This window comes from Flavobacterium ardleyense, from assembly GCF_033547075.1.
In the GTDB taxonomy this organism is placed as follows: domain Bacteria; phylum Bacteroidota; class Bacteroidia; order Flavobacteriales; family Flavobacteriaceae; genus Flavobacterium; species Flavobacterium ardleyense_A.
In genome coordinates, this window is record NZ_CP137891.1 from 862,488 (window position 1) to 887,473 (window position 24,986).

Below are 24,986 nucleotides of genomic sequence, written 5' to 3' on the forward strand. Positions count from 1 at the left end.
ATCCTTCTCGCAATATCTCGGTTTCACTTCTATTCTTCTCGCAAGTCCTCGGTTTCACTTCAAATGAAATCCATCGAATTCCTCTGAAAAACATTAACCTATGAGATAATCCTTCTCGCAACTCGCTGTATATTATTTATTTAAGTTGCGATTAGAGTTTTATGCACTAAACCTTGCGGTTCTACATTAGAGAACTTTTTGTATATTTGGCCAATAGTATTAGTAATGATAAGGATAATCGCAAAAAGTACTTTAAGAGAATTTTGGACAAAACACGCTGATTCCTAACAATATTTAAAAACTTAACATGACACAGCTATAACTGCAAAGTGTCTTTCTTCAAGCGATGTCAAACAAACTTACATTTCAGCGAGTATTTTAAAGAATAGTCGGATAGTATTTAATATAAAAGGAAATTCTTACCGATTGATTGTTAAATTCAATTACGAAAAGCAGTGGGCTTTTATCCGATTCATTGGAACGCACGCAGAATACGACAGAATTAATGCAGACACTATTTAATAAATATTATTATGAATTTAAAACCTATTAAATCCGAAATAGATTACAGAAATGCACTTGGTCGCTTAGAGATAATATTTGATGCGCCGATTGATACAAAGGAAGGTGATGAAGCTGAAATTCTATCATTACTGATTGAAAATTACGAAAACATACATTATCCGATAGAAGCACCTGATCCGATAGAAGCTATAAAAATAAGAATGGAGGAATTGAATATGCGTCAGAAAGATTTAATTGGAATCATTGGAGGCAAAAGCCGAGTGTCGGAAATTCTTAATCGTAAAAAGCGACTTACTGTAGATATGATACGAGATTTGGAACGAAAACTTCAAATTTCAGCATCCGTATTGATCAATGAATACGAGCTTGATTCAAAAGCTTAAAAGTGATAAAAATTATTTTTCTAAGAACTGTAATTTAATAAAAAAAAGTCGCTGAGTAAGAAATTCTCTTTCCCAGCGACCTTTTTGATTTCATGATAGATTTAAATTCCTGAATCCTACCACTTTTAGATTTTTTAGATCATTTTAATTTTTTCGATTTCCTTATTTCACCTTCAACAAATTCCCCAACTCCTCATAACTCAACATTAACTCTTGGTTTCCATCAGAATAGGCAGCAATTTCATATTGGTTGTAATACAACAACAGTCCTTTGTCAGTGTAGAATATATTTTGCGGAAGCGCGAAAACCTCATCTTCAAACATAAAACCTTTTGAGTTTATTGGAGCATCAGCGGGTATGTCATATTTCATTCTAAATTTCTCTTCAACAAGTTTCTTTACGATTCCCTTGTCTGTAAAAATATCATCGTGATTTAAAGTCCTACCTGTCGCTTTATCAAAAATTAAGGATTTCAAACCTTGGTATCCATGCGCACCGCCGGTAAAAGTGTAATGAGTCATTTCGAAGTTGATCAGTTTATCGCTTTCATATTTCTTCTTAGTTTCTATTTTTGCTTCCCAGCCAAAAGTGTCTTCTGGAAATTTTTTATGCAGATCATCGTAGGCACCAATAAAAGAATTTAGAACGCCTTGATAATCTTTGGCGTCGCTAGGTTTTTCGCCGAAATAAACGATATTTCTTACCGCCGAAAAAATCTTGTTGTTAATGCTGTCACCAACAACTTCACCGTTTTCTGCAATTGGGACTGTAATTTTTGCCGAAGCACATTGTCCATCTTTACATTTGGTTTCGGTTACTTTTTCGAAGGTTTCATCTTTAAAACTCATTTCTTTCTTTTCTTCTTCCTTGCAAGAAATCATTATGGAAGTAAAAAGCGCGATCATTAAAATTTTCTTCATAGCGTCTAAATTTAAATTCAAAACAAAGGTATCGCCACTTTTATTGAAAAGCGTGACAAAAGGGCTAAATTTGTTATATAATTGAAATATTAAATATATGAAATTTAATACAAAAATCATACACGGCGGTCAGCAAGTCGATCAAGAAACTGGCGCAGTAATGCCTCCAATATTTCAGACTTCGACCTTTGCACAAACGAGTCCTGGAAAGCCGATGGGAGATTATGGCTACAGCCGAACTTCAAATCCTACCCGAACCGCTTTAGAGAATGCGCTGGCTAGTATCGAGAACGGAAATAGAGGATTGGCATTTTCGTCAGGAATGGCCGCCACCGACTGTCTTTTAAGAGATTATAAAGCAGGAGACGAAATTATCGCGATGGACGATTTGTATGGCGGTACTTATAGGCTTTTCACGAAAGTATATAAAAATTCAGGAATCAAATTTCACTTTATTGATATGAATGATTTGGAGAAATTCAAATCTACCATAAATGAAAACACCAAAATGGTTTGGATCGAAACGCCCACAAATCCGTTGATGAAAGTCGTGGATATCGAGGCAATTTCGAAAATTACCAAAAAGCATAATTTGTTACTTGCGGTCGATAATACTTTTGCCACGCCGTATCTCCAAAAGCCACTGGAATTAGGTGCAGATATTGTAATGCATTCGGCAACGAAATATCTCAGTGGACATTCAGATGTAATTGCTGGCGCTCTCATTGTAAAAGATGAAGACTTAGGAAAGCATTTACATTTTCAGCAATTTGCCACTGGCGCTACACTTGGCCCGATGGATTCCTTCTTGGTTTTGAGAGGAATAAAAACCTTGCATTTGCGTATGCAGCGACATTGCGAAAATGCTACGAAAGTTGCAGAATTTCTAGTAAATCATCCTGCGGTCGAGAATGTTTATTATCCAGGCTTAAAATCTCATCCAAATTTCGAAATTTGCCAAAAACAGATGCCAAAAGGTTTCGGGGGAATGGTTTCGTTCACTTTCAAATCCGGTTTAAAACAAGATGCAATCACCTTTTTGGAAAATCTAAAAATCTTTACACTTGCCGAATCTTTGGGTGGGGTAGAATCATTAGCGAATCTTCCGTCAATGATGTCGCACGCATCAATTCCAGAAGAAATTCGACGTGAAGTAGGAATTTCTGATGATCTTGTAAGATTAAGTGTCGGAATTGAAGATGTTGAGGATTTAATAGAAGATCTTGAGAAAGCTTTTGATAAGCTTCGTCGCTAACTAATTAACAGGCGTTTAAATTATGCAACTATTAAACCTTATGGCGAAAATTTAATTTAATAACCCAGATAATAGATATACCCAACTGTGAACCAAATATTCCAGTCGTTTGATTTGTTTTCGGTATAAATTTTTGGATCTGGTCGCATACCATCAACATAATCAGAAAAATAATACTGCGCCCGCAAATCGACCATAAGATCTGAAACCGTATTTAGTTTATATCTCGACCCTACGCTGCCAACAATGGACCAAACGGTATCTTCTTCGTTGGAAAGCGCACCGTTGGAATATTTTTTAGGGGTTGTCAACGATGTGTTTAACTTACCTAAAGTGCTGTAAATTTCTGGTGTGTAAAAACTATATTGCCCACCTATACTTATATAGGGAGCAAAGGAATTAGGCATATTTCCAAAATCCTCTATGCTTAAAGGATAGTATTCAAATTGAACTCCGAGATTAGTAACTGCAGTACTGCCGCGCATTGCTCTAAGTTGCTTGGCAAAAGTGGATTGTTTTTTATCATCAACATATTTTCCATAATGTTGGAAGGTAACTTTTTGATACGATATCTCACTCCTGACTTTGAAATGATCTTTTAGAAAACTCTGAAATATTGTTCTACTGCTATTATGTACATCTGAGAAATTCATATAATGAACAAATCCTACGCCGTAGCCGATATTACCTATACCAGCCTTAAAATCACCGTTTTCGCCAAAATCAGATTTAAAGATAGTAGGACCAGCCACTATTCCTATCTCGTGTGATATACCAAATTGAGCAAGTCCATTTGTTATAAATGCGACTAGCAAGAGTGCTGTAATATGAAACTTACTCATAGGAAAAGTGCATTATATTATTTAACAAATATAGAAAAACATCGCCAATTTTAATAAAGTTAATACAAAGCTTCAATAAATTGCTTGATGCATCGTAAAAAATTGGTTTAGTAGCATGTTTGTCCGATAAACTACATAGGAATTGATTAGTTCGAGAATGGAATTTTCTTATAATATATGAAAATGACAATACTTTCGTTTTGTAGTATATTTGTTTTTTTTTAAAAGATCCCCTAATGAACAAGGTATTCTATATAATATTTGCGGTACTAATATCTCAATTTGGCTATTCGCAGTACAACAAGCAGTGGAAAGGTTATTTTTCTTATAGTGAGATTAAAGATTTGTCTCAGTCCTCGACTACTGTTTATGCGGCATCAGAAAACGCATTGTTTTCTTTGAACAATCTGACCAACTTATTGAAAACTACTAATACCATAGACGGTCTTGCCGGCGAAATTATTAGTGCAATTCACCACAGTAGCTTTTATAATAAAACAATTATAGGGTATGAGAACGGTCTAATGTTGATAATTAGCGATTCGGACGGAACTATTTTAAATGTAGTCGATATAATAAATAAGCAGTTACCTGCAAATATTAAAAAGATTAATCACATCAATGAATTTAACGGAATTTTGTACATCTCTTGCGATTTTGGAATAGTGCAATATAATTTAGCGACATCAGGATTTGGCGACACTTATTTTATCGGGACTTCGGGTGAAGAAGTAGTAGTAAACCAATCTGCAGTTTTTAACGGAAAAATTTATGCCGCTACCAACCAAGGAATTAAAGTAGCATCAGTCACTAATCCAAACCTCAATGATTTTATGCAATGGCAGCAGATTGTGCCGGGAATCTGGAATGGTGTAGAAACTTTTAAAACGCAGCTAATCGCCGCAGAAAATACGGGTAGATTGGCAAAATTGCAGGGAAATAATTTTGTAACAATATCACAATTTCCTTCAATAATTTTAGATTTACGTGCTGCCGAAGATTTTTTGATCGTAACCACAGCTGGATCAATATCTATTTATAATATAAATCTTGCAGTTGCTGCACAGGTAAATAATTATACAATGCCACAACCATATCCGCTTTTTACCTGTGCAACGGTGATAAATGGGGCAATATATATAGGAACTAGAGAAAATGGATTGCTGCAAACCGATATTTTTAATCCAACAACTTATCAAAATATTGAACCTACTGGACCAATTCGAAATAGCATTTTCTCAGTAAATGCTGCCGGTCCAGATTTATGGGCAGTATATGGTGGCTATAATGAACCGTACGCGCCAACACAACAATATGGATATGGCATTAGCAAGTACAGTAATTCAACTTGGAAAAATATTCCCTATGAAGAAGTGCATCCACCGGGAAAAGATGTTGGCGACTTTGTGAGAGTTACTGTAAATCCTTCCAATACAAATGAAATATATGTAAGCTCTTATCACGGCGGACTATTGAAATTTGAAAATGACGAATTGGTTAAGCTTTATGATGAGAGTAATAGCGGATTGGAATCCTTAGTGCTTGCAGGTGTTCCAACCTATAAAAGTATTAGGATAGAAGAAACTGTTTTTGACAAAAATGGAAATCTTTGGATGACAAACGTAGCGGTTGAAAAACCATTAAAAGTTTTAAAAGCAAACGGACAATGGGTATCCTATGCTCTCGCCGCAATTAATGATCCTGCTTTTACGAATCGTTTTGGTCGTATGCGAATTGATAAAAATAATGTTAAGTGGATTGCCACAAAAATGTTTGGACTTGTTGGTTTTAACGAAATAGGAAATATTTCCAAAAAAGTTTCAATGGGCTCCGATGCTGGAAATTTACCTGATAATGATGTTCGTGCAATCGCAATCGACAATAGGAATTTACTATGGATTGGCACCAAAAAAGGTCTTAGAACAATGCCTGTAGATAGATTTTCTAGTGAAGGTCAGATGGATACTAAGGCAATTATTATCCTTGAAGATGGGCTTGCCCAAGAGCTGCTTTACGAGCAATATATAACCGACATCGTGGTTGATGGCGCTAACAATAAATGGATTGCAACGGCAGACTCGGGAGTGTTTTTGCTTTCGCCAAATGGCCAAGAGACAATTTTGAGATTTACCAAAAAAAATTCGCCATTGCCAAGTGATAGCGTTCGTGATATAGATATCAATCAGACAACTGGCGAAGTGTTTTTCGTTACCGACAAAGGAATGGTTTCTTACAAAGGTCTTGCTACAACTAGTAGCGGCGATTTGAGTGATGTAATTGTATATCCAAATCCGGTACGTCCGGAGTTTATTGGGACAGTGAAAATTACGGGTCTTGTGGATAAAGCCACGGTTAAGATTGCCGATATTGGTGGAAATCTTGTGCACGAAGTTGTTGCCGAAGGTGGTACAATTGAGTGGGACACTACCGCTTTTGGTAAATATAGAGTTGCTTCGGGAGTTTATATGATTTTTATTTCGACTCAAGATGGCGCTGAAACTAAGGTGAAAAAAGTGATGATTATTAGATAAATTTTTTCGCTTTCGCTAAAATTATATTGCACAACAAACGATGTTAGTCAAAACCAAAGCTATTGTTATTAGTACACTTCGCTATCAGGAAAAAAGTCTGATTGTGAAGTGCTTTACCGAAGCCGCTGGACTAAAAACCTATTTTGTTCGATCTGCTTTTTCATCGAATAAATCCAGTCAGCGGATTGCGTATTTCCAACCGTTAAATATCCTCGAAATCGAAGCTATTCATAAGAATAAAGGAACGATGGAGAATTTTAAAGAAGTGCGATTAGCTTCGGATTATAGCCCAAGTTTGGATATTGTAAAGAACACCATTCTACTTTTTGTTTCGGAAGTATTACACAGTAGTATTAAGGAGGAAGAGACTAACGAAGACCTTTTTAATTATCTCGACTCGGCGCTGAGGTGGTTAAATGAGCACGACAGTATTGCAAATTTTCACATGATTCTTTTGTTGAATATGTCTAAATTTCTAGGTTTTTATCCTGACTTATCCACTATTGATCAACCACATTTTGAAATCGGAGAAGGGGTTTTTGTCGACTACCGCGGCATAACTTGTCTCACAGATTACGAAACCTACCTATTCAAAAGACTTCTGAATTTAAAATTCTCCGACGATCAGAAAGTATTCTCAGGTTCGGAAAGGCAGATTTTGATAAAAATATTACTTCAATATTATTCGGCACACATTGAAGGATTTAGACAACCAAAATCTTTGGAAGTGTTGACCGAGATTTTCGCGAGCTAAGAAACTTATTTCGTACTTAACGGAGATTTTGCGAGAAGGATGGCAGTGGAAATCCTTTCTTGTGGCGTTGCGCAGCAAAAGCTACAAGAAAGATTGGGAGCGGACAGCCTGACGGTCGCCAAACAACTATTTCAATTTTACCGAACTTATTCTGGCGACCGGCTCGCCCAAATTATTCAAAAAAACGTCAGGCAATCTACAAGCAAGAAAAACTGCAATCCAGCCCTTTTTTTGTAGGGTAATAACCTATTCAGACCTTTTTCGGCAAAACTTAAGTTCTTTAAATAGAAACTGCTGAAGAATTTGAATGCCAAAAATACAACAAAAACTCACTATTCAATTTGCAATAGCGATTCGCGAATCTCAGTAATACTGAAGAATTAGCCAAATTTCTGATTCCGAATTTATTTACTAACTATTACTTAATATTCTATAAACATTTGAGCGCGATTTGGAAACTTATCGTACAGAAAAATTCATTACTTTCGCAACTCGAATAAAAATACTGAAGATGAGTCAAAAATTTACAGAATACAAGGGTCTAGATTTGTCTGCAACAGCAGATGAAATCCTTAATTTTTGGAAACAAGAAGATATATTTAAGCAGAGTGTGGAGTCTAGAGAAGGAAAAGAGCCATTTGTGTTCTTTGAAGGGCCACCATCAGCAAATGGATTACCGGGAATTCACCACGTTATGGCTCGCGCTATAAAGGATATTTTTTGTAGATATAAAACTCAAAAAGGGTTTCAAGTTAAGAGAAAAGCCGGCTGGGATACGCACGGACTTCCTGTGGAACTTGGTACTGAAAAGGAATTAGGAATTTCTAAAGAAGATATCGGAACAAAAATTTCGATTGAAGAATATAACGAAGCTTGTAAGAAAACTGTAATGCGTTACACCGATGTGTGGAACGATCTTACAGAAAAAATGGGCTATTGGGTAGATATGGATGATCCATATATTACTTATAAACCAAAATATATGGAGTCTGTGTGGTGGTTGCTTAAGCAAATCTACAATAAAGACTTGATGTACAAAGGTTATACAATTCAGCCATATTCGCCAAAAGCGGGAACTGGATTGAGTTCGCACGAGGTGAATCAGCCGGGAGCTTATAGAGATGTTACGGACACGACGGTTGTGGCGCAGTTCCGGACTGTGGCTTCGACAGGCTCAGCCACCGCGACAGGCTCAGCCACCGAGAATAATGTGCTGAAGGCGTTTGGATTGGCTTCGACAAGCTCAGCCGCCGAAAGAGGGCCGGGTGAGGATCCTATTTTCTTCCTAGCTTGGACCACAACACCTTGGACTTTGCCTTCTAATACTGCATTGACCGTTGGTCCAAAAATCGATTACGTATTGGTGAAAACCTTTAATCAATATACTTTCCTGCCTATAAATGTGATTCTTGCCAAAAACTTGGTTGGAAAACAATTTGGAAAAGGATATCAGAAAGCAGAAGATGCTTCGGCATTTGCGAATTATAAGGAAGGCGACAAAGTCATTCCTTTTCAAGTAATTGCGGAGTGTAAAGGAGCGGATCTTGTGGGAATAAAGTATGAGCAGTTGATGCCTTATGTACTTCCTTACCAAAATCCTGAGAACGCTTTTAGAATTATCGCTGGAGATTTCGTTACTACAGAAGATGGAACTGGAATCGTACATACTGCGCCAACTTTTGGAGCAGATGATGCCAAGGTTGCCAAAGAAGCTAAACCAGAAGTTCCAGGAATGCTTGTACTTGACGAAAACGGAACTGCAGTTCCGCTAGTAGATTTGCAAGGGCGTTTCATTAATGGAATGAAAGAACTATCGGGTAAGTATGTAAAAAACGAATACTATGACGAAGGTCAAGCGCCAGAAAGATCGGTAGATGTTGAAATCGCAATTAGACTTAAAGAAGAAAACAAAGCTTTTAAAGTTGAGAAATATGTCCACAGTTACCCACATTGCTGGCGTACGGACAAACCTATTTTGTATTATCCACTAGATTCTTGGTTTATAAAAATCTCATCGGTAAAAGAACGACTTTTTGAACTGAATGAAACTATCAACTGGAAGCCAAAATCTACTGGTGAAGGACGTTTTGGAAATTGGCTTAAGAATGCTAATGACTGGAACCTTTCGCGTTCTAGATACTGGGGGATTCCGTTGCCAATCTGGCGTACAGAAGATAAAACAGAAGAAATTCTGATTGGTTCGGTAGAAGAACTTTATAATGAAATAGAAAAATCTATCGCTGCTGGATTTATGACCGAAAATCCTTTTAAAGGATTTGAAGTTGGAAATATGAGCGAGGAGAACTACGATATTATCGATTTGCACAAGAATGTAGTTGATGCAATCACGCTAGTTTCTGCTTCAGGCAAAGAAATGGCGAGAGAAGCAGATCTGATTGATGTGTGGTTTGATTCGGGCGCAATGCCTTATGCACAATGGCATTACCCTTTTGAAAACAAAGAGAAAGTTGACGGGAAAACAGCATATCCTGCTGATTTTATCGCCGAAGGTGTCGATCAAACTCGTGGATGGTTTTATACACTTCATGCGATTTCGACTTTGGTTTTTGACCAGGTAGCCTACAAGAATGTTGTTTCTAACGGACTTGTTTTAGACAAAAACGGACAGAAAATGTCCAAACGTCTTGGAAATGCTGCAGATCCTTTTGAGACAATTTCTCAATATGGACCTGATGCTACAAGATGGTATATGATTAGTAATGCAAATCCTTGGGACAATCTGAAGTTTGATGCGGAGGGAATTGCTGAAGTGCGTCGAAAATTCTTCGGGACACTTTACAACACTTATTCATTCTTTGCTTTGTACGCAAACATTGACAATTTTACGTATCAAGAAGCAGAAGTGCCACTTGAGCAACGACCAGAAATTGACCGTTGGATTTTGTCAGAACTAAATACTTTGATAAAAAATGTAGATGAATTTTATTCAGACTACGAACCGACAAAGGCAACGAGAGCGATTTCAGATTTTGTCCAAGAAAACTTGAGTAACTGGTACGTAAGACTGTGCCGTCGTCGTTTCTGGAAAGGCGAATACGAGCAAGACAAGATTGCTGCTTATCAAACATTATATACGTGTCTGATTACGGTTGCAAAACTTTCGGCACCCGTAGCACCATTCTTTATGGACAAGCTCTATAAAGATTTGACTACTGCGACAAATACTGAAAGTTTCACAAGTATTCACCTTGCAGACTTCCCGAAATATGATGATAAGTTTGTTGATAAATCGCTAGAAAGTAAGATGCAGAAGGCACAGACTATCTGTTCACTGGTCTTATCACTGCGAAAAAAGGAGATGATTAAGGTACGTCAACCACTGCAAAAGGTAATGATACCAATACTTGACAAGGCACAAGGGCTGGAAATAGAAGCAGTTGCCGACCTGATAAAAGCAGAGGTAAATGTCAAAGAAATTGAGCTATTAGATGATGCTTCGGGTGTAATAGTTAAGCAAATTAAACCAAATTTCAAGGCCTTAGGACCACGTTTTGGAAAAGATATGGGTCTGATTGCCAAAGAGATACAAAAATTTGATGCTGATCAGATAAGCAAACTTGATCGCGAGGGCGAAATTATTGTGCAAATTGCAGGAAATAGCATAACTTTAACTGTAGATGAGGTAGAAATTAGCTCTCAGGATATCCCGGGATTGCTAGTAGCATCGTCAGGAAACATAACTGTAGCTCTAGATATTACAATATCTGATGAGCTGCGCAAAGAAGGAATTGCGAGAGAAATTGTAAACAGAATACAGAACCTACGAAAAGAGAGTGGACTAGAAGTAACAGACAAAATTAAGGTAGTCTTACAAGACAATGGAGTGCTCAAGGAAGCTGTAACCGAAAATATGTCGTATATTATGTCTGAAACCCTTACAGAAACCCTCGATTTTCAAGATGAGATGCCCGATGGTATTCTCATAGAATTTGATAACATTACAACCAAAATATTAATTACAAAATAACTAACTATGACTACAGATGAAAAAATTAGATACTCAGATGCTGATTTGGCTGAGTTTAAAGAGTTAATCTTAAAGAAAATAGAGAAAGCTCAAAACGACCTAGACCTTATAAAGAGCGCTTATATGAATGACCTTAACAATGGTACAGACGACACGTCTCCAACATTTAAGGCATTTGAAGAGGGAAGCGAAACAATGTCAAAAGAAGCAAACTCACAGTTGGCTATCAGACAAGAAAAGTTTATCCGCGACCTTAAGAATGCACTTTTCCGTGTAGAAAGCAAAACTTACGGAGTGTGTAAGGTAACAGGAAAATTGATCGGAAAAGACCGACTTAAAATTGTTCCTCACGCAACAATGAGCATTGAAGCAAAAAATCTTCAGAGATAATTTGGCACTATTCTTAACATAAAACGCTCCTTTAAGGGGCGTTTTCTATATAAAATAATACTATTTTTGCCTACATAAAATTTAAGAAAAATGTCATTAGTAAAAGCCTACCTCCTTATTTTAATAATTTTGTTGGTAGACCAAATTTCAAAGATATATATCAAAACGAATTTCGTCCTTGGCGAAGAAATCGAAGTTTTAAGCTGGTTCAAAATCCTCTTCATTGAAAATGAAGGAATGGCTTGGGGTGCACAGATTCCGGGTGAATTTGGTAAACTCTTTCTTACTCTATTTAGAATTTTTGCCGTTGGTGGAATCGCATATTGGCTTGCCGACTCAGTAAAAAAGGAATCTTCAAAAATCTTAATTGTCGCAGTATCATTGATATTAGCTGGTGCAGCCGGAAATATCATCGACTCAATTTTTTATGGTGTAATTTTCGATAGCAGTGTGCATAATGTTGCAACCGCCTTCACAGATCAGCCATACGGTACCTGGTTTCACGGAAAGGTGGTTGATATGTTATACTTCCCGATCTGGAGTGGAATTTTACCATCGTGGATTCCATTTTGGGGTGGCACTTACTTCACATTTTTCAATGCAATTTTCAATATCGCCGATATGGCAATTTCAACAGGGGTGGGGATGTTGTTGGTTTTTAATAAAAAAGCTTTTCCAAACGGATAATTTTTTTTGGATCTTTATTGCTTGGCCTGTTTGCCCGATTGGACTTGAGTCTGCTTTTCTCTGCAATGTAGGTTATTTTGCAAGGCATAACAGAATATCAGTATCCATCGGTACTTAGGTCGGTCTGCTCTACCAAAAAAAAATACTTCTATTGCCTACGGGATTTTCATTTCACCCGAGCGAACTGACCGAAGGTAATTAGGACTGGGACTTAAAGTCGTAAATTATATTTGGTGTCACACAGAAATCTAGTGCTTGATCAGTTTCATAAATCCCTTCGATGCTTTCTATAGCTTCAAAAAAAGAAAGGCCAATCTTGATGGTGTTTTCACGACACGCACCGAGAAAATTGTCGTAAAAACCTTTTCCGTAACCTACGCGGTGTCCAGCTTTATCAAAAGCAAGTAGCGGTACAAAAACGACATCAATTTTATTTACCGGAACTTCAAGGCCATCAACAGGCTCAGGAATATTGAATTCGTTTTTCTTGATCTTCGTATTATCGGTCAACAGGAAATGCGTCATCGAGCAATCTTCAAAATTACTTTTAGAAATTACAATCTCTTTATCTCTTCCAGCCAAAAGATGCAGAATATATTCGGTATCAATCTCATTGTGATTTTCTATGGTTAAAAAAAGGTGGAAATAGGTCAAATTCCAAATGGGCATTTGAATCAATTGATTGGCAATTGCCAAACTCATTTCTTCTCTGTCCTTAGGAGATAATGCCGCTCTTTTCTCTTTATATAGTTTCCGAAGTTCTCTTTTTTCCATAGTGAATTTTAAAAGTTCTAAAGTACCAAAAATTTTGTGAATTTCACGCTCCAATTTCCCCTCTTTTCAAGAGAGATGCCCGCAGGGCGGGGTGTCAGGGTATTGAAGATTGAAACATTTAAAGATTTAAAAAAATAAAAAAAATGAAATAATCGAAATAATCCAAAAAATACAACGATCGAAATTTTACCGCAAGTAGCCAGAAAATCAAACGTAGTAATGATGCCCTAGAGATCAAATGTTTATAGAAAACGTTTTTTGCGGTGTTCTACGACCCTGTAGGTGTCGCACAATTTAGCACGGTTACGTGATTTTATCTATGAGATTTGAAATATTATAATGCGATTTTTCACATACGACTCTGATGGGGTCCTGACATCCCTACCTAAACTATTTCTATAAACATGTAACCCCCGATGGGGTCAAAATGGAATGTATGATAGGTAAGTCAAGTTCGTAATTTATTTTTCATCAAAATTAAGGGCATGTCATGAATAACCTCAGAAGTGGAAAAGTCGGAATCTTCCTTCTTCTTTCGGCGAAAGCCACAACATTAAATGATAGTTTCGCAAGTGTCTTAATTTATTCCTAAATTCCGCTTTCGGTGAAAGCCAAAAATGTATCTTTTAAATTTGACAATTGTTAAAGAATTTTATTATCTTGTGATTTATTACAAAATCATATTTTTTACAAAATGAAATCAATCTTTATTATTTTCCTTCGTACATTTCTGTTTCTAACGCTTTTGATTGCGCTCACTGAACTTCTTGCGAATGATATTGCTGATATAATAGTGGGACGAAATGTATTGCTTCCAGCTTTTTTATTTTCAATAATTTTGGTTTTGATACAGGTGATTACATCTTCTTATGTAGGTGTGAGAGATGATTATTCGCCGCTGCAAATTCAAACCGTCGATGGAGAAGTGGATCTCAAAATCCTAGCTTTGGAAATTAGAAAAGCGACTAAATGGGTTTTGGAAATAGAGAATAGTACCATGCTGCGTTACCGTTCGGGATTTGATACTTTGCGATCTTTTGGCGAAGATATCATAATCGAAAAGCAAAAAAATCAAATTCGCATTACAAGTAAACCCTTGATGAGATCTACTTTATTTGACTACGGAAAAAATTTTCAGAATGTGGAGCTAGTCAGTAAGCAGGTTTCCGGTTTGCTGCACTCCACTGCAATTCAATAATATTATAAGCAAAAGGATCTCGATAAAATTTGTCCTAGATAATCCAACATTTTATAATAAAAAAAAACCTCTAGACGAATCTAAAGGTTTCGAGGGTTTGGTTGATTTTTGGTCGTACTAAATAATAGTATTGATTTTATTTCTTGATAAATTTCATTGTGCTAGAAGTGGTGTCTGCAGCAGTTATTGTAATAAAATAAACTCCTTGCGAAATAGCATCTACAGAAATCTGATTGTTGCTAGAGTTTACATCTCCAGACATAATTTCGGCTCCTTGCAGATTGAAAATTTTGTAAGACATATTTTCTGAGGTTGCAGATGAAATGTTTAGAATAGAAGTCACAGGATTTGGATAAAGTGAAAATGCAGTTTTTGAAGAATCGTTCACTCCAAGAATTCCCGTAATATTAATCGTATAATCTTCAGTTTCTCCCCAATCTAGAATTCCCATTGACGTTTCACCTTCATTGCATGGTGGTATATTAAAATTGGTGCCTTGCGAAAACTGATCATCTTCGGCGACTCTTACTCTCATGCGAGTTTCACCAAGAAGTGCGGTCGCTGGAATAGTAATTGCAATTTGTACCAATGTACCTTCACTTATATTTAGAGGTTCGCTCACCGTGCCTAACACTCGCTCTTGCGGTACAAAAATACCATCTTGATTAAAATCTATCCAAACGCCATAGCCGCATGCGCCATAAGTATTAAATTTTAAGGTCATCTGATGCATCTGATTTCTTTCTAGATGCACCACCGGCAAATTATTGTAAAAGACATAATGCGGAAAAGTATACCGTCCGCCGCTAACATTGTCTAAGCTACCTACTTGAACCTGAGTGATCGCGTTATCAACATTAAAAACGCCATTATCAAAAGTCGCAGGGCAGTAAGGTGCAGGGTCTGTAGATTGAGCAAATGTAAAACTTGAAACAGCTAATAAAGCTAAAAGGTACTTTTTGGTCATAATTGTTAGTTGTTAGTTGAGCCAAATGTACAACTAATTCTCTAATCTTTTAACAAATATTTAGCAGAAACCTTAGTACGTAGCACGGTATTCCAGATAATGCGAATTTTAAGGAGTCGACATAATTAGAAATTAACAATAGGATTAACGTTTGCTAGTTCTAATCTATTATCTTAATAAGTAACTTTGCAAGATGCAGTTACCATCTTTAGCCTTACAGATTCAAACACTTCCGGACAGTCCCGGGGTATATCAATATTACGATAAAGAGGGAAAGATTCTGTATGTAGGCAAGGCTAAAAATCTAAAGAAACGTGTAGCATCTTATTTTAATAAAGTGCATGATATTGGCCGTACGAATGTGCTTGTAAAGAAAATTTTTACCATTAAACATATTGTTGTTTCTACAGAAAGCGATGCGTTATTACTGGAAAACAACTTAATTAAAACATTGCAACCTCGATATAATGTCCTTCTTAAGGATGACAAAAGCTATCCCTGGATTTGCATTAAAAATGAGCCTTTTTCAAGGGTATTTTCGACTCGAAGGATGATAAAAGATGGGTCTGAATATTTTGGGCCTTATACAAGTTTCAAAATCGTGTACACTTTGCTTGATATGATCAAAGAAATTTATCCGCTTCGAACTTGTAATTACGATTTGACAAAGCAAAACATCGACAGCGGAAAATATAAAGTATGTCTCGAATATCATATCGGAAACTGCAAAGGACCTTGCGAAGGATTGGAACCACTCGAAACTTATCAGAAGGAAATTGATGCTATTCGCGAAATCTTGAAAGGGAATTTCAAGCAAAGTATTCGAGATTTTAAGGCTCAGATGCAGCAATATGCAGCGGATTTGGAATTTGAAAAAGCACAACGAATAAAAGTTAAAATTGATGTCCTAGAAAATTATCAATCACGCTCACAAGTGGCGAATCCGAGAATTAAAAATCTCGACGTGTTTTCGATTGTGTCAGATCAAGACTCGGCATTTGTCAATTTTATTCAAATTTCCCACGGATCAATAATTAGATCCCATACTTTGGAACTTAAAAAGCGTCTTGACGAAACTGATAAGGAATTACTGGAATTAGCAATTATCGAAATCAGGGAGCGTTTTGGACTGCTTACGCGAGAGATTTTAGTTCCTTTTGAAGTGGAAGTCGGTGAAGGCATCAAAGCTACAATTCCGCAATTGGGAGATAAAAAAGAAGTTCTTGATTTGTCTATTAGAAATGCAAAATATGTGCGAATCGAAAAATTGAAGCAGTTACAAATCGTAGATCCAGACCGTCATACAAATCGTGTAATGGCTCAGATGAAAGCAGATTTGCGCTTGTCTGAAGAACCTCGACATATCGAATGTTTTGACAACTCAAATATCCAAGGAACAAATCCGGTGGCTGCTTGTGTAGTTTTTAAAGATGGGAAGCCAAGCAAAAAGGATTACCGACATTTTAATATTAAAACCGTCGAAGGTCCTGATGATTTTGCTTCTATGGAAGAAGTGGTTTATAGAAGATACAAGCGACTACTTGAAGAAGAGCAGCCTTTGCCTCAATTAATAATTATTGATGGAGGAAAAGGACAGTTGTCATCGGCGTTAAAAAGTTTGGAACAATTAAATTTAAGGGGAAAGATTGCCATTATCGGAATTGCCAAGAGACTAGAAGAGCTATTTTATCCCGACGATCCGATTCCGTTGTATTTAGATAAAAAATCGGAGACGCTCAAAATTATTCAGCAGTTGCGAAACGAGGCTCACCGTTTTGGAATTACACATCACCGAAACAAACGTAGTAAAGGAGCGTTGGTGTCCTCGCTAGAATCGATTCCTGGTATTGGCGAAAAAACAATGCAAACACTCATTTCACATTTTAAATCGATGAAAAGAGTAAAGTTGGCAGAAGAAAAAGACATCGCTGCGGTGATTGGGCTTTCAAAAGCCAAAAAAATTACGGACTTTTACGCTGATACTCCAAAAGATTTATGAAAAACACTGTACTTACGCTTTTATTAATTCTTTTATTCTCAAGTTCTTTTGCGCAACACTCTTTAGATTCACTTCATAAAAATAATATTCCGGTCAAAGTGGGATTGGTTTTGAGTGGTGGAGGTGCCAAAGGATTTGCTCACATTGGAGTGCTTAAGGCCTTGGAGGAGGCTAATATAAAAATTGATTATATTGGTGGTACCTCAATGGGAGCTATTATAGGCGGTCTTTATGCGTCTGGCTACAATGCCGCTCAGATAGATTCAATTTTTAAAACGACAGATTTTGATGCTGTAATTCAGGATCAGATTCCTCGAACTTCCAAAAATTATTACATTAAGCGCAACGATGAACGATATGCGTTGACTTTGCCTGTAGATAATTTTAAGATTGGCGTTCCTGCAGCATTTTCTAAAGGATTATATATCTACAATCTAATGTCAAAATTATTGCATTCTGCTAGAGGTGTGAAAGACTTTTCAAAACTACCAATTCCATTTTTGTGTATCGCCACAGATATTGAGACAGGAGAGGAAGTTTTACTCAATAAGGGGTATTTGCCTCAAGCCATATCAGCTTCGGCAGCTTTTCCTTCGCTTTTTACTCCAGTAGAAATAGATGGTCAGTTGCTTGTCGACGGTGGTGTAAAAAACAATTATCCCATTGACGAAGTGATTAAGATGGGTGCTAATTATATAATTGGCGTAGATGTACAAGATGGATTAAAATCTCGCGAGAGTCTTACGGGAGCTACTAAAATATTGGTGCAAGTAACTAATCTTGGCATTAGTGAAGGGATGAGCAAAAAAATTGAAAATACCGATATTTATATCAAGCCAGATATTAGGGATTATGGCGTAATTTCTTTTGCCGAGGGGAATCAAATCATTGAAAAAGGTGTGGAAGCTGCTAGGGAAGTTTTTGAAGAACTTAAAAAAGCAGGGACTCCTGGGTATATCAATAAGGGAAAAAAAGAAATCAGCAATGATGTAATTGTAGATAAAATTAACATAAATCCACTCGAAAACTATACACGATCATATGTATTAGGTAAAATCGGAATTAAAGATCAAGAATCTATTACCTACGAGGAGTTAAGGACTGGCGTAGATAATCTTGCTGCGTCGAGGGATTTTAGCACGATAAGCTACACTCTTGATTACGATGAGGAATGTGGCGAAACGATTAATTTTAATTTGACCGAAAATCCAATTAAAACCTATTTTAAAGTTGCCGCACATTACGATGGATTATACAAAACTTCTGTATTAGCCAATTTAACTCGCAAAAAATTTCTTTTTAAAAATGATGTTATTTCCCTCGACGCAATTGTGGGCGATAACATCAGGTATAATTTTGATTATTATATAGACAATGGATTTCATTTCAGCTTCGGACTAAAGTCGAATTTCAATACATTTAGTCGCAACGTTGGAACTGATTTTAGCGAAGGCGAATTATTGGAACTTTTGGGGGTAAATTCAATTAATATTAATTTTACAGATTGGAGTAATGCGGTGTACCTCCAGACAATATTTGCCCATAAATTTGTGCTTGGATTAGGTGTAGAATTAAAACATTTAAAAATTAAATCTGAAAATCTTAGTGACAATCGCCCTGACTTTGACAATAGCACTTATGCTAGCGCCTATGGGTATTTAAAATATGATTCGTACGATAATAAATTTTTCCCAAGGAGTGGTTGGTATGCTTCTGGAGATTTTCAATATTACCATTCATCGTCTGATTTTTCCGATAATTTTCATCCATTTTCTATCGCCAAAGCAGATGCGGGTTACGCATATTCCATTACCAAAAACTTTTCGGCAAATTTTCAAACTGAAGCAGGTTTCAAAATAGGTTCAGATAGCGTTCCCTACTTTGATTTTATCCTGGGAGGTTATGGTTTTGAACCAATCAATAATATTAGATCATTTTATGGTTTTGACTTTTTAAGCCTTTCTGGTGATAGTTATATCAAATCGACTTTGACTATAGATTATAGCTTTTTCAGAAAAAATCATTTCAATTTCAGCGCTAATCTTGCAAGTATTGGAGATAGTTTGTTTGAATCTCCAGAGTGGCCTTCTGCTCACAAATACTTAGGTTATGCAGTTGGGTATGGATTGGAAACAATGCTGGGCCCAATGGAAATTAAATATACTTGGTCGCCAGAATTATCTAAGGGATTTACGTTTGTTTCGATTGGCTATAGTTTCTAGAAGCAGATTATTCTTTAGGAGCTAATCGCGCTATTCACTACAATTCCTCGTTGCAGCACTTTTTTTCCAATGCCACATAAGGAGCTTCCTTTGGTCGCTCTTCTGTGTCAGGAAAAAATAGCACCGCTGCCTGCGGGATTTTCGCTACTATCACGGCTAGGGATTTCGTTGTTATTGAAGTATAGTCTGTTTAAATTACAAAATATGATATGTTTAATAGAAGTATAAGTACAACGGTAAAGAACTTCAAGATGAGCTAGGTTTAAACGTATATGATTATGGCGGAAGGATTTATGACCCAGCAATTGGAAGATGGATGAATATCGACCCGTTAGCGGAGAAAAGCAGAAGATTTTCTCCGTATGTTTATGCTTTGAATAATCCAGTCTTCTTTATTGACCCCGATGGAATGCAGGCAATCGCTAACGAAGGTGATGACTGGATTAACTGGACATCGAGTACTGGCCAACAACACTTGACTTATGACCCTGAAATTAAGACGATGGATGAAGCTAATGCAAAGTATAAAAATGTAAAGGAAGTTTTTGAAAGTGGAATTGGAAGAAATGAAAGTACTGGAGAAGCAATAGCTTTTGAAGCAAACGGAAATTTTTCCGTTAATGGAGGTAAAAGTTTAAACTTAGCCGATGGGTACACTACTGAAGGTGGAAGCTATATAAATAAAAGTCTTTCGGGGCGTGAACAAATTCTGAAAGTTACTGAAGCGTTACAAGATTATGGAGATACGACCGCTGTTGTAGGATATGCGGCAACGGCAACTGTTGTCGGTGCTGAAGTGGGAATACCAACTGCATTGGTCGGAAATATTGTATCGGGAATCGGAAGTGCTGGAAGTATAGGTACAAATTTATTCTCTGGACATTTTAAAGAAGCATTGAAAGAGGCTGCATTTATGGCAGCAGGAGGTGTTATGAGTCGCCAAATTGATAAAGCATCTACGATGACTGTATTAGGGACAGAAATTTTGCAACAAAATGTAAGCTTGAAATTGATGGGAATAGAAAGATTAACTGAAAAATACAATAATGAGTGACCTATTTTTTAGCGTAGCTTCGATTATAATTGGAATATGCGGTTTTTTATATTTGATGTTCTCAAATAGAAATAATCAAAGTTCAAATTTGTCAACTCTAAAACATTATGAGGGATTGATTGGTTTCGGATTTATGATTATTTGTGGTACATTTTACTTACTTAGTACTCTAAAGATTATTTAAACGATTTATTATTATGAAATTAATCATCACACTTACAATGCTCTCTGTGCTTCTTTATTCTCCAGTACAGCAAAATGCTATAAAGAGAAGATATAAAATGGAGTTTGAAGAAAAAATTAAATCTCAAAATTCAGTTATCACTTTTGAAAAGGAGATTTATCGAAGAAAGCTACCTGATGGAAAAATTGTAAAGGGAAAAATTGAATACTCCGACCAAACCATACTTGTGATTGATAAAGAAACTTCCTTACAAATGGAATTTTTTGAGAGAGAAATGAAAAATGATACGATTTATTTTAAAACAAAAGATTTAAAAGAAGTTGAGAGTAAAAATAAAAAAGGAGTTACGCCATCTAAAACTGAAACACAAGTTGACCACGTAGTACCGAAGTCAAAAGGAGGAAGTGGAACACCTAACAATGGACAGGTTTTATGTAGAGATTGTAATATAAAGAAAAGTAATAACTAGATGATAAATATTAAAGACAACTCCGTTAAGGTGGGTTTTGTCCAAAAAACTGGAGAAGGAGAGTTTGAAACTGAAACTATTTGGTGTGAAAAAATCGATGATGAAAATTTCATAGTGGATAATATTCCTTTTATTGCCAAAAGAATTTCTTTAGGAGATACTATTAAAGCTGAATATGATTCAGATGATGAAATGTATTACTTTGATGATTTTGTTAAGACATCAGGCAACAGTACAATAAGAATCATTTTTTATAATGACAAGTATATTGATTCAACTAGGGAGTGGTTAACTAAAAGTGGATGTGAATCTGAAGTTTTACAGGCAAGAAGTATTGTAGCGGTAAACGTCGCTAAAAAGGTTAATTATACTCCTATTAGAGCTTTTCTTGAAGAAGGCGAGCAAAAAGGAAACTGGGTCTATGAAGAATCATGCTTAGAACATGAATATTAATTTGTTATTAAATCGTTCCGACATTCCCTGATGGCTCGGATATGTCGACAACGATAGCGCAGATTTGCAATCTGTGCCCACAAAGAAAGGCATTGCAAAAGAATTAAAACAAAAAACCACTCAAATCGAGTGGTTTTCTTATTTTATAGTGTCGCTACATTTTTAGCAAAAAAGTCTTTAAATTTCTTTTTAGTGAGCATTGTATCAAGCATAGAGAAAATAATATTTTTATCTTCCAGTTCTTAAATTAATCGTAATCGCTCCATAGTAGTTTTATCTTCAATCACCCAGCAGTGCGAAGTGTAGTTTTCGCTCTTCGACGGTCTCTGACCTCGAAGCAGATTAATCACTATTTTGTACCAAAACTCTCCAGATCTATTTTCTTTCAAAATAAATTATGATCAGGTCGAGAATCCTGTTGGTAATGTCACAGCTTTGTACAATGGGAATATTTCCGAAACCTATTGGCGAACAGCAAGTAGTAATATTAAGCGTAGTTACGGCTATGAATATGACAATCTCAACCGTCTTACCAATGCTATTTATCTAAAATCGGATGCACAAACCGATGCCTATAATGAAGCATTAAGCTATGATGCCAATGGAAATATTCTGACTTTGGCACGCAACGGAAATTATGATATTGCACCAACAACCATTGAAATAGATAAACTCAATTATACGTATGACTCTTATAATCAAAATCGTCTTATAAAGGTGACCGACTTAACCAATAGTCCTTTAGGTTTTTCTGATGGCGCTAATAATCCTACAGAATATGATTACGATGGTCACGGCAATATGATACGTGATGACAATAAAGGAATTACAAGCATTCTATACAACCATCTAAACTTACCAACACAAATCACTTTTTCTGGAACGACTACTCGCAAAATTAATTACCTTTATAGTGCATTTGGCACAAAGCAGAAAAAAGTAGTAACGGATGGAACGGTTATCACGACTACCGATTATCTAAGTGGCTTCCAATATCAAAACAACGTTCTTGAATTTTTCCCGCATGCAGAGGGATATGTAAAATATACCGAAGGGTATTTTAATTATGTTTTTAACTATACGGATCATCTAGGCAATGTGCGTTTGAGTTATGCGCAAGACCCAAATGGTTTCGCTACAAGGATTCTGGAAGAAACCGACGAAGGAGGTTCGCCGAACACCAAAAAAAATATAGTTTTAGTGAGGCAAAATCACTACTATCCTTTTGGGCTTAAGCATACAAATTACGATAATGGAACTCGGAGATTTATGCGAGGCATTGGCGAAGGTGATGATTTTCCAATATTTATTGCTCCAGATATTTTTGGGAGTGGGAGTTATAAGTATAAGTATAACGGTAAAGAATTACAGGATGAACTCGGATTAAATTGGTATGATTATCATGCTAGGAATTACGATCCTGCATTAGGACGTTGGATGAATATTGATCCGTTGGCGGAGTTCGGTCGCAGATGGACACCTTACAACTATGCTCTTAATAACCCAATTTACTTCATTGATCCTGATGGAATGAGACAAGCACCAAACGAAGGCAGAAATAATGGAGATTATGATAAATTTAATCAGGATAAAGGGAAAAATTTTGATAAAAGTTTTGATTCTAAAGAAGGTAAATATCCAGATTATGACTCTAATCAAGCTCCAGAAAATTATGCGGATGTAGAAAATTTTGAACCAAATTATATTGGTGGGAAAAGTGATGGACCTGGTAAGGGAACAAAAGAAAAAAAGAAAAAAACAGTTAAACAAATTGATAATGTAAAAAAAATCACTAAATCAGTAGAAGGAACTTCACAAGCTTTAACATTTACAGGTCGCGCAAGTAAATTCATTAAAATGTTAGGAAATGTAGCAGGGCCTATTTCAACAATTTCAGAAGTAGCTTCCAATACTGTCCAGCTTAAGGATGGTGAGATATCAACAAGCAGATTTTCCTTTAGAATGATTGGAACTGGCACAGGAGCTGTCATAGGAACGTATATAGGAGGCCCCCCAGGCTTTGTAGTTGGTGTAGCTGTTGATGTTGTATTTCAAGCAACGGAAAGTGCTTACGATACAATAGTTCCTGAAATCGCGAACAGCTTAAATAACTTTGAAAATACTATGAAAAATGCATGTTTAAATGCAAAGTAAGATAAGCAAATTATATAAAAAATGAATTTAAAAATGACCTTTTACAGACAAATTAAAGCCCTACTTAGACTTTCCTTTGTTATCTGTTTCTTTATTCTCCTTTTCATCTATTTGGATCTTGTGCAAGATTTAAAATTTTACCTCTATGTAATTCTACCATTAATTTTAATATTTGTCGCTCCGGTTTTGATTATTCATATAAATTATTATTTAGAAAGTAGAAAGGTTTCTTATGAAATTTACAAAGAAAAGATTTACATCATAGTAAATGACAAAAAATTAACCTATCATATTGGTGAGATTAAAGAAATTATTTTTTATATGACTGCTAATAAATTAAAAGATAGTGCATCTTCAAATTTTCTATATGACTATTATTATTATGCTAAAATTATTTTTTTTAACAACGACGAAACAATTGTTACTTGTTTACATTCGGATAATATAGACCAAATTCTAAGAGATAATCTTAATGATGTAGACATAGTTAAAATTAAAACATTTTATCCCATAATTCCACTACGCCGCCGCGGGTCGTAAGCAAAAATAAATTGTGTTTAATTATCCAAGACCAACTACTACCACCGATTACCTTAGTGGCTTCAATGCCAAGACAACGTTCTTGAATTTTTCCCACACGCTGAGGGATACGTAAAATATACGGAAGGATATTTTAATTATGTTTTTAATTACACCCCAGCTGTGCGAAGTGTCGTTTTTGCTCTTCGATGGTCTCTGACCTCGAAGCAGTTTTGTTATTATTTTGTACCAAAACTCTCAAAGATCTATTCTCTTTCAAAATAAATTACGATCAGGTTGAAAATCCAGTCGGCAATGTCACAGGTTTACACAATGGAAATATTTCCGAAACCTATTGGCGTACAGCAAGTAGTAATATTAAGCGCAGTTATGGCTATGAATATGACAATCTCAACCGCTTTACCAATGCTATTTACCTCAAATCGGATGCACAAACCGATGCCTATAACGAAGCATTAACTTATGATGCCAATGGAAATATTCTAACTTTAGCCTCGAGATGTGATATGTGTAGCTTTCGCTCTTCGTTAGTAGATAACTATCGGAGCTGACCTCGAAGTAGACTCAATTACAACTGAAATATCCGATAGCGCGGATTCGCAATCCGGTGCCCGCAAAGTTCGGATTCTAATTAGTGTCTTCAAATTTATAATATAAGACCGCAATATTATTTTCTCGATACCGCAGATTTACTTT

At 36.1% G+C, this 24,986-nt stretch carries 19 protein-coding genes and 2 pseudogenes; 17 read left to right on the top strand and 4 right to left on the bottom strand.

Annotation, left to right across the window (positions count from 1 at the left end; all coding sequences use genetic code 11):
* Positions 1-225 precede the first annotated feature (225 nt).
* Both SBO79_RS03755 and SBO79_RS03760 read left to right on the top strand, forming a co-directional pair.
* Positions 226-522 (top strand): annotated as a pseudogene (locus SBO79_RS03755) (type II toxin-antitoxin system HigB family toxin).
* A gap of 11 nt (positions 523-533) precedes the next feature.
* Positions 534-908, top strand: coding sequence for a helix-turn-helix domain-containing protein (locus SBO79_RS03760; RefSeq protein WP_318641891.1), 375 nt, complete (start codon positions 534-536; stop codon positions 906-908).
* A gap of 162 nt (positions 909-1,070) precedes the next feature.
* On the opposite strand, the gene SBO79_RS03765 is transcribed toward SBO79_RS03760, so the two are convergent.
* On the bottom strand, positions 1,071-1,829 hold the full coding sequence (locus tag SBO79_RS03765) for a DUF3298 and DUF4163 domain-containing protein (protein ID WP_318641893.1): 759 nt from the start codon (positions 1,827-1,829) through the stop codon (positions 1,071-1,073).
* 97 nt (positions 1,830-1,926) lie between these two features.
* On the opposite strand from SBO79_RS03765, the gene SBO79_RS03770 reads away from it, so the two are divergent.
* Positions 1,927-3,084 (top strand): cystathionine gamma-synthase, encoded by a 1,158-nt coding sequence (locus SBO79_RS03770; RefSeq protein WP_318641895.1) that lies wholly within the window; start codon positions 1,927-1,929, stop codon positions 3,082-3,084.
* Between the two features lie 56 nt (positions 3,085-3,140).
* Here the strand turns inward: SBO79_RS03770 and SBO79_RS03775 are convergent, their stop codons facing one another.
* Positions 3,141-3,926 (bottom strand): THC0290_0291 family protein, encoded by a 786-nt coding sequence (locus tag SBO79_RS03775; RefSeq protein ID WP_318641896.1) that lies wholly within the window; start codon positions 3,924-3,926, stop codon positions 3,141-3,143.
* Between the two features lie 236 nt (positions 3,927-4,162).
* On the opposite strand from SBO79_RS03775, the gene porZ reads away from it, so the two are divergent.
* From porZ to SBO79_RS03800, 5 genes are all read left to right on the top strand, one after another.
* Entirely contained in the window at positions 4,163-6,457 is a 2,295-nt protein-coding gene (porZ, locus tag SBO79_RS03780; RefSeq protein WP_318641898.1) for a type IX secretion system anionic LPS delivery protein PorZ, read from the top strand.
* Positions 6,458-6,497: 40 nt separating this feature from the next.
* Positions 6,498-7,211 carry a DNA repair protein RecO gene (recO, locus tag SBO79_RS03785; protein ID WP_318641900.1) on the top strand — a complete coding sequence of 238 codons (714 nt, stop codon included), beginning with the start codon at positions 6,498-6,500 and terminating at the stop codon, positions 7,209-7,211.
* 511 nt (positions 7,212-7,722) lie between these two features.
* Positions 7,723-11,199, top strand: a complete 3,477-nt coding sequence (gene ileS / locus SBO79_RS03790) for an isoleucine--tRNA ligase (RefSeq protein ID WP_318641902.1) — start codon at positions 7,723-7,725, stop codon at positions 11,197-11,199.
* Between the two features lie 6 nt (positions 11,200-11,205).
* A complete protein-coding gene (locus SBO79_RS03795) occupies positions 11,206-11,589 on the top strand; it encodes a TraR/DksA family transcriptional regulator (RefSeq protein ID WP_318641904.1) in 384 nt (127 codons plus the stop codon).
* Positions 11,590-11,679: 90 nt separating this feature from the next.
* On the top strand, positions 11,680-12,276 hold the full coding sequence (locus SBO79_RS03800; RefSeq protein WP_318641906.1) for a lipoprotein signal peptidase: 597 nt from the start codon (positions 11,680-11,682) through the stop codon (positions 12,274-12,276).
* Positions 12,277-12,474: 198 nt separating this feature from the next.
* Here the strand turns inward: SBO79_RS03800 and SBO79_RS03805 are convergent, their stop codons facing one another.
* The gene (locus tag SBO79_RS03805; RefSeq protein ID WP_318641908.1) at positions 12,475-13,050 is read right to left on the bottom strand and encodes a 5-formyltetrahydrofolate cyclo-ligase; all 576 of its coding nucleotides are present in this window, start codon (positions 13,048-13,050) and stop codon (positions 12,475-12,477) included.
* 694 nt (positions 13,051-13,744) lie between these two features.
* On the opposite strand from SBO79_RS03805, the gene SBO79_RS03810 reads away from it, so the two are divergent.
* A complete protein-coding gene (locus tag SBO79_RS03810) occupies positions 13,745-14,248 on the top strand; it encodes a hypothetical protein (RefSeq protein WP_318641910.1) in 504 nt (167 codons plus the stop codon).
* A 136-nt stretch (positions 14,249-14,384) separates the two neighbouring features.
* Here SBO79_RS03810 and SBO79_RS03815 read toward each other — a convergent pair whose 3' ends face one another.
* Entirely contained in the window at positions 14,385-15,215 is an 831-nt protein-coding gene (locus SBO79_RS03815) for a T9SS type A sorting domain-containing protein (RefSeq protein ID WP_318641912.1), read from the bottom strand.
* 193 nt (positions 15,216-15,408) lie between these two features.
* Between SBO79_RS03815 and uvrC the strand changes: the two genes are divergently transcribed.
* From uvrC to SBO79_RS03855, 8 genes and pseudogenes are all read left to right on the top strand, one after another.
* The gene (gene uvrC / locus SBO79_RS03820; RefSeq protein WP_318641914.1) at positions 15,409-17,214 is read left to right on the top strand and encodes an excinuclease ABC subunit UvrC; all 1,806 of its coding nucleotides are present in this window, start codon (positions 15,409-15,411) and stop codon (positions 17,212-17,214) included.
* Positions 17,211-19,436 carry a patatin-like phospholipase family protein gene (locus SBO79_RS03825; RefSeq protein ID WP_318641916.1) on the top strand — a complete coding sequence of 742 codons (2,226 nt, stop codon included), beginning with the start codon at positions 17,211-17,213 and terminating at the stop codon, positions 19,434-19,436. The genes uvrC and SBO79_RS03825 overlap by 4 nt, the downstream gene beginning before the upstream one ends.
* Positions 19,437-19,719: 283 nt before the next feature.
* Positions 19,720-20,490, top strand: a pseudogene (locus SBO79_RS03830) (RHS repeat-associated core domain-containing protein); the annotation flags it as partial.
* A gap of 197 nt (positions 20,491-20,687) precedes the next feature.
* Positions 20,688-21,143: an HNH endonuclease gene (locus SBO79_RS03835; RefSeq protein WP_318641918.1), complete on the top strand. Its 456-nt coding sequence runs from the start codon at positions 20,688-20,690 to the stop codon at positions 21,141-21,143.
* The gene (locus tag SBO79_RS03840) at positions 21,144-21,596 is read left to right on the top strand and encodes a DUF4265 domain-containing protein (protein ID WP_318641921.1); all 453 of its coding nucleotides are present in this window, start codon (positions 21,144-21,146) and stop codon (positions 21,594-21,596) included.
* Between the two features lie 354 nt (positions 21,597-21,950).
* Positions 21,951-23,750, top strand: a complete 1,800-nt coding sequence (locus SBO79_RS03845) for an RHS repeat domain-containing protein (RefSeq protein WP_318641923.1) — start codon at positions 21,951-21,953, stop codon at positions 23,748-23,750.
* 33 nt (positions 23,751-23,783) lie between these two features.
* Complete coding sequence (locus SBO79_RS03850) at positions 23,784-24,290, top strand: PH domain-containing protein (RefSeq protein WP_318641925.1); 507 nt, start codon at positions 23,784-23,786, stop codon at positions 24,288-24,290.
* Between the two features lie 188 nt (positions 24,291-24,478).
* Complete coding sequence (locus SBO79_RS03855) at positions 24,479-24,841, top strand: hypothetical protein (RefSeq protein ID WP_318641927.1); 363 nt, start codon at positions 24,479-24,481, stop codon at positions 24,839-24,841.
* Positions 24,842-24,986: the final 145 nt, after the last annotated feature.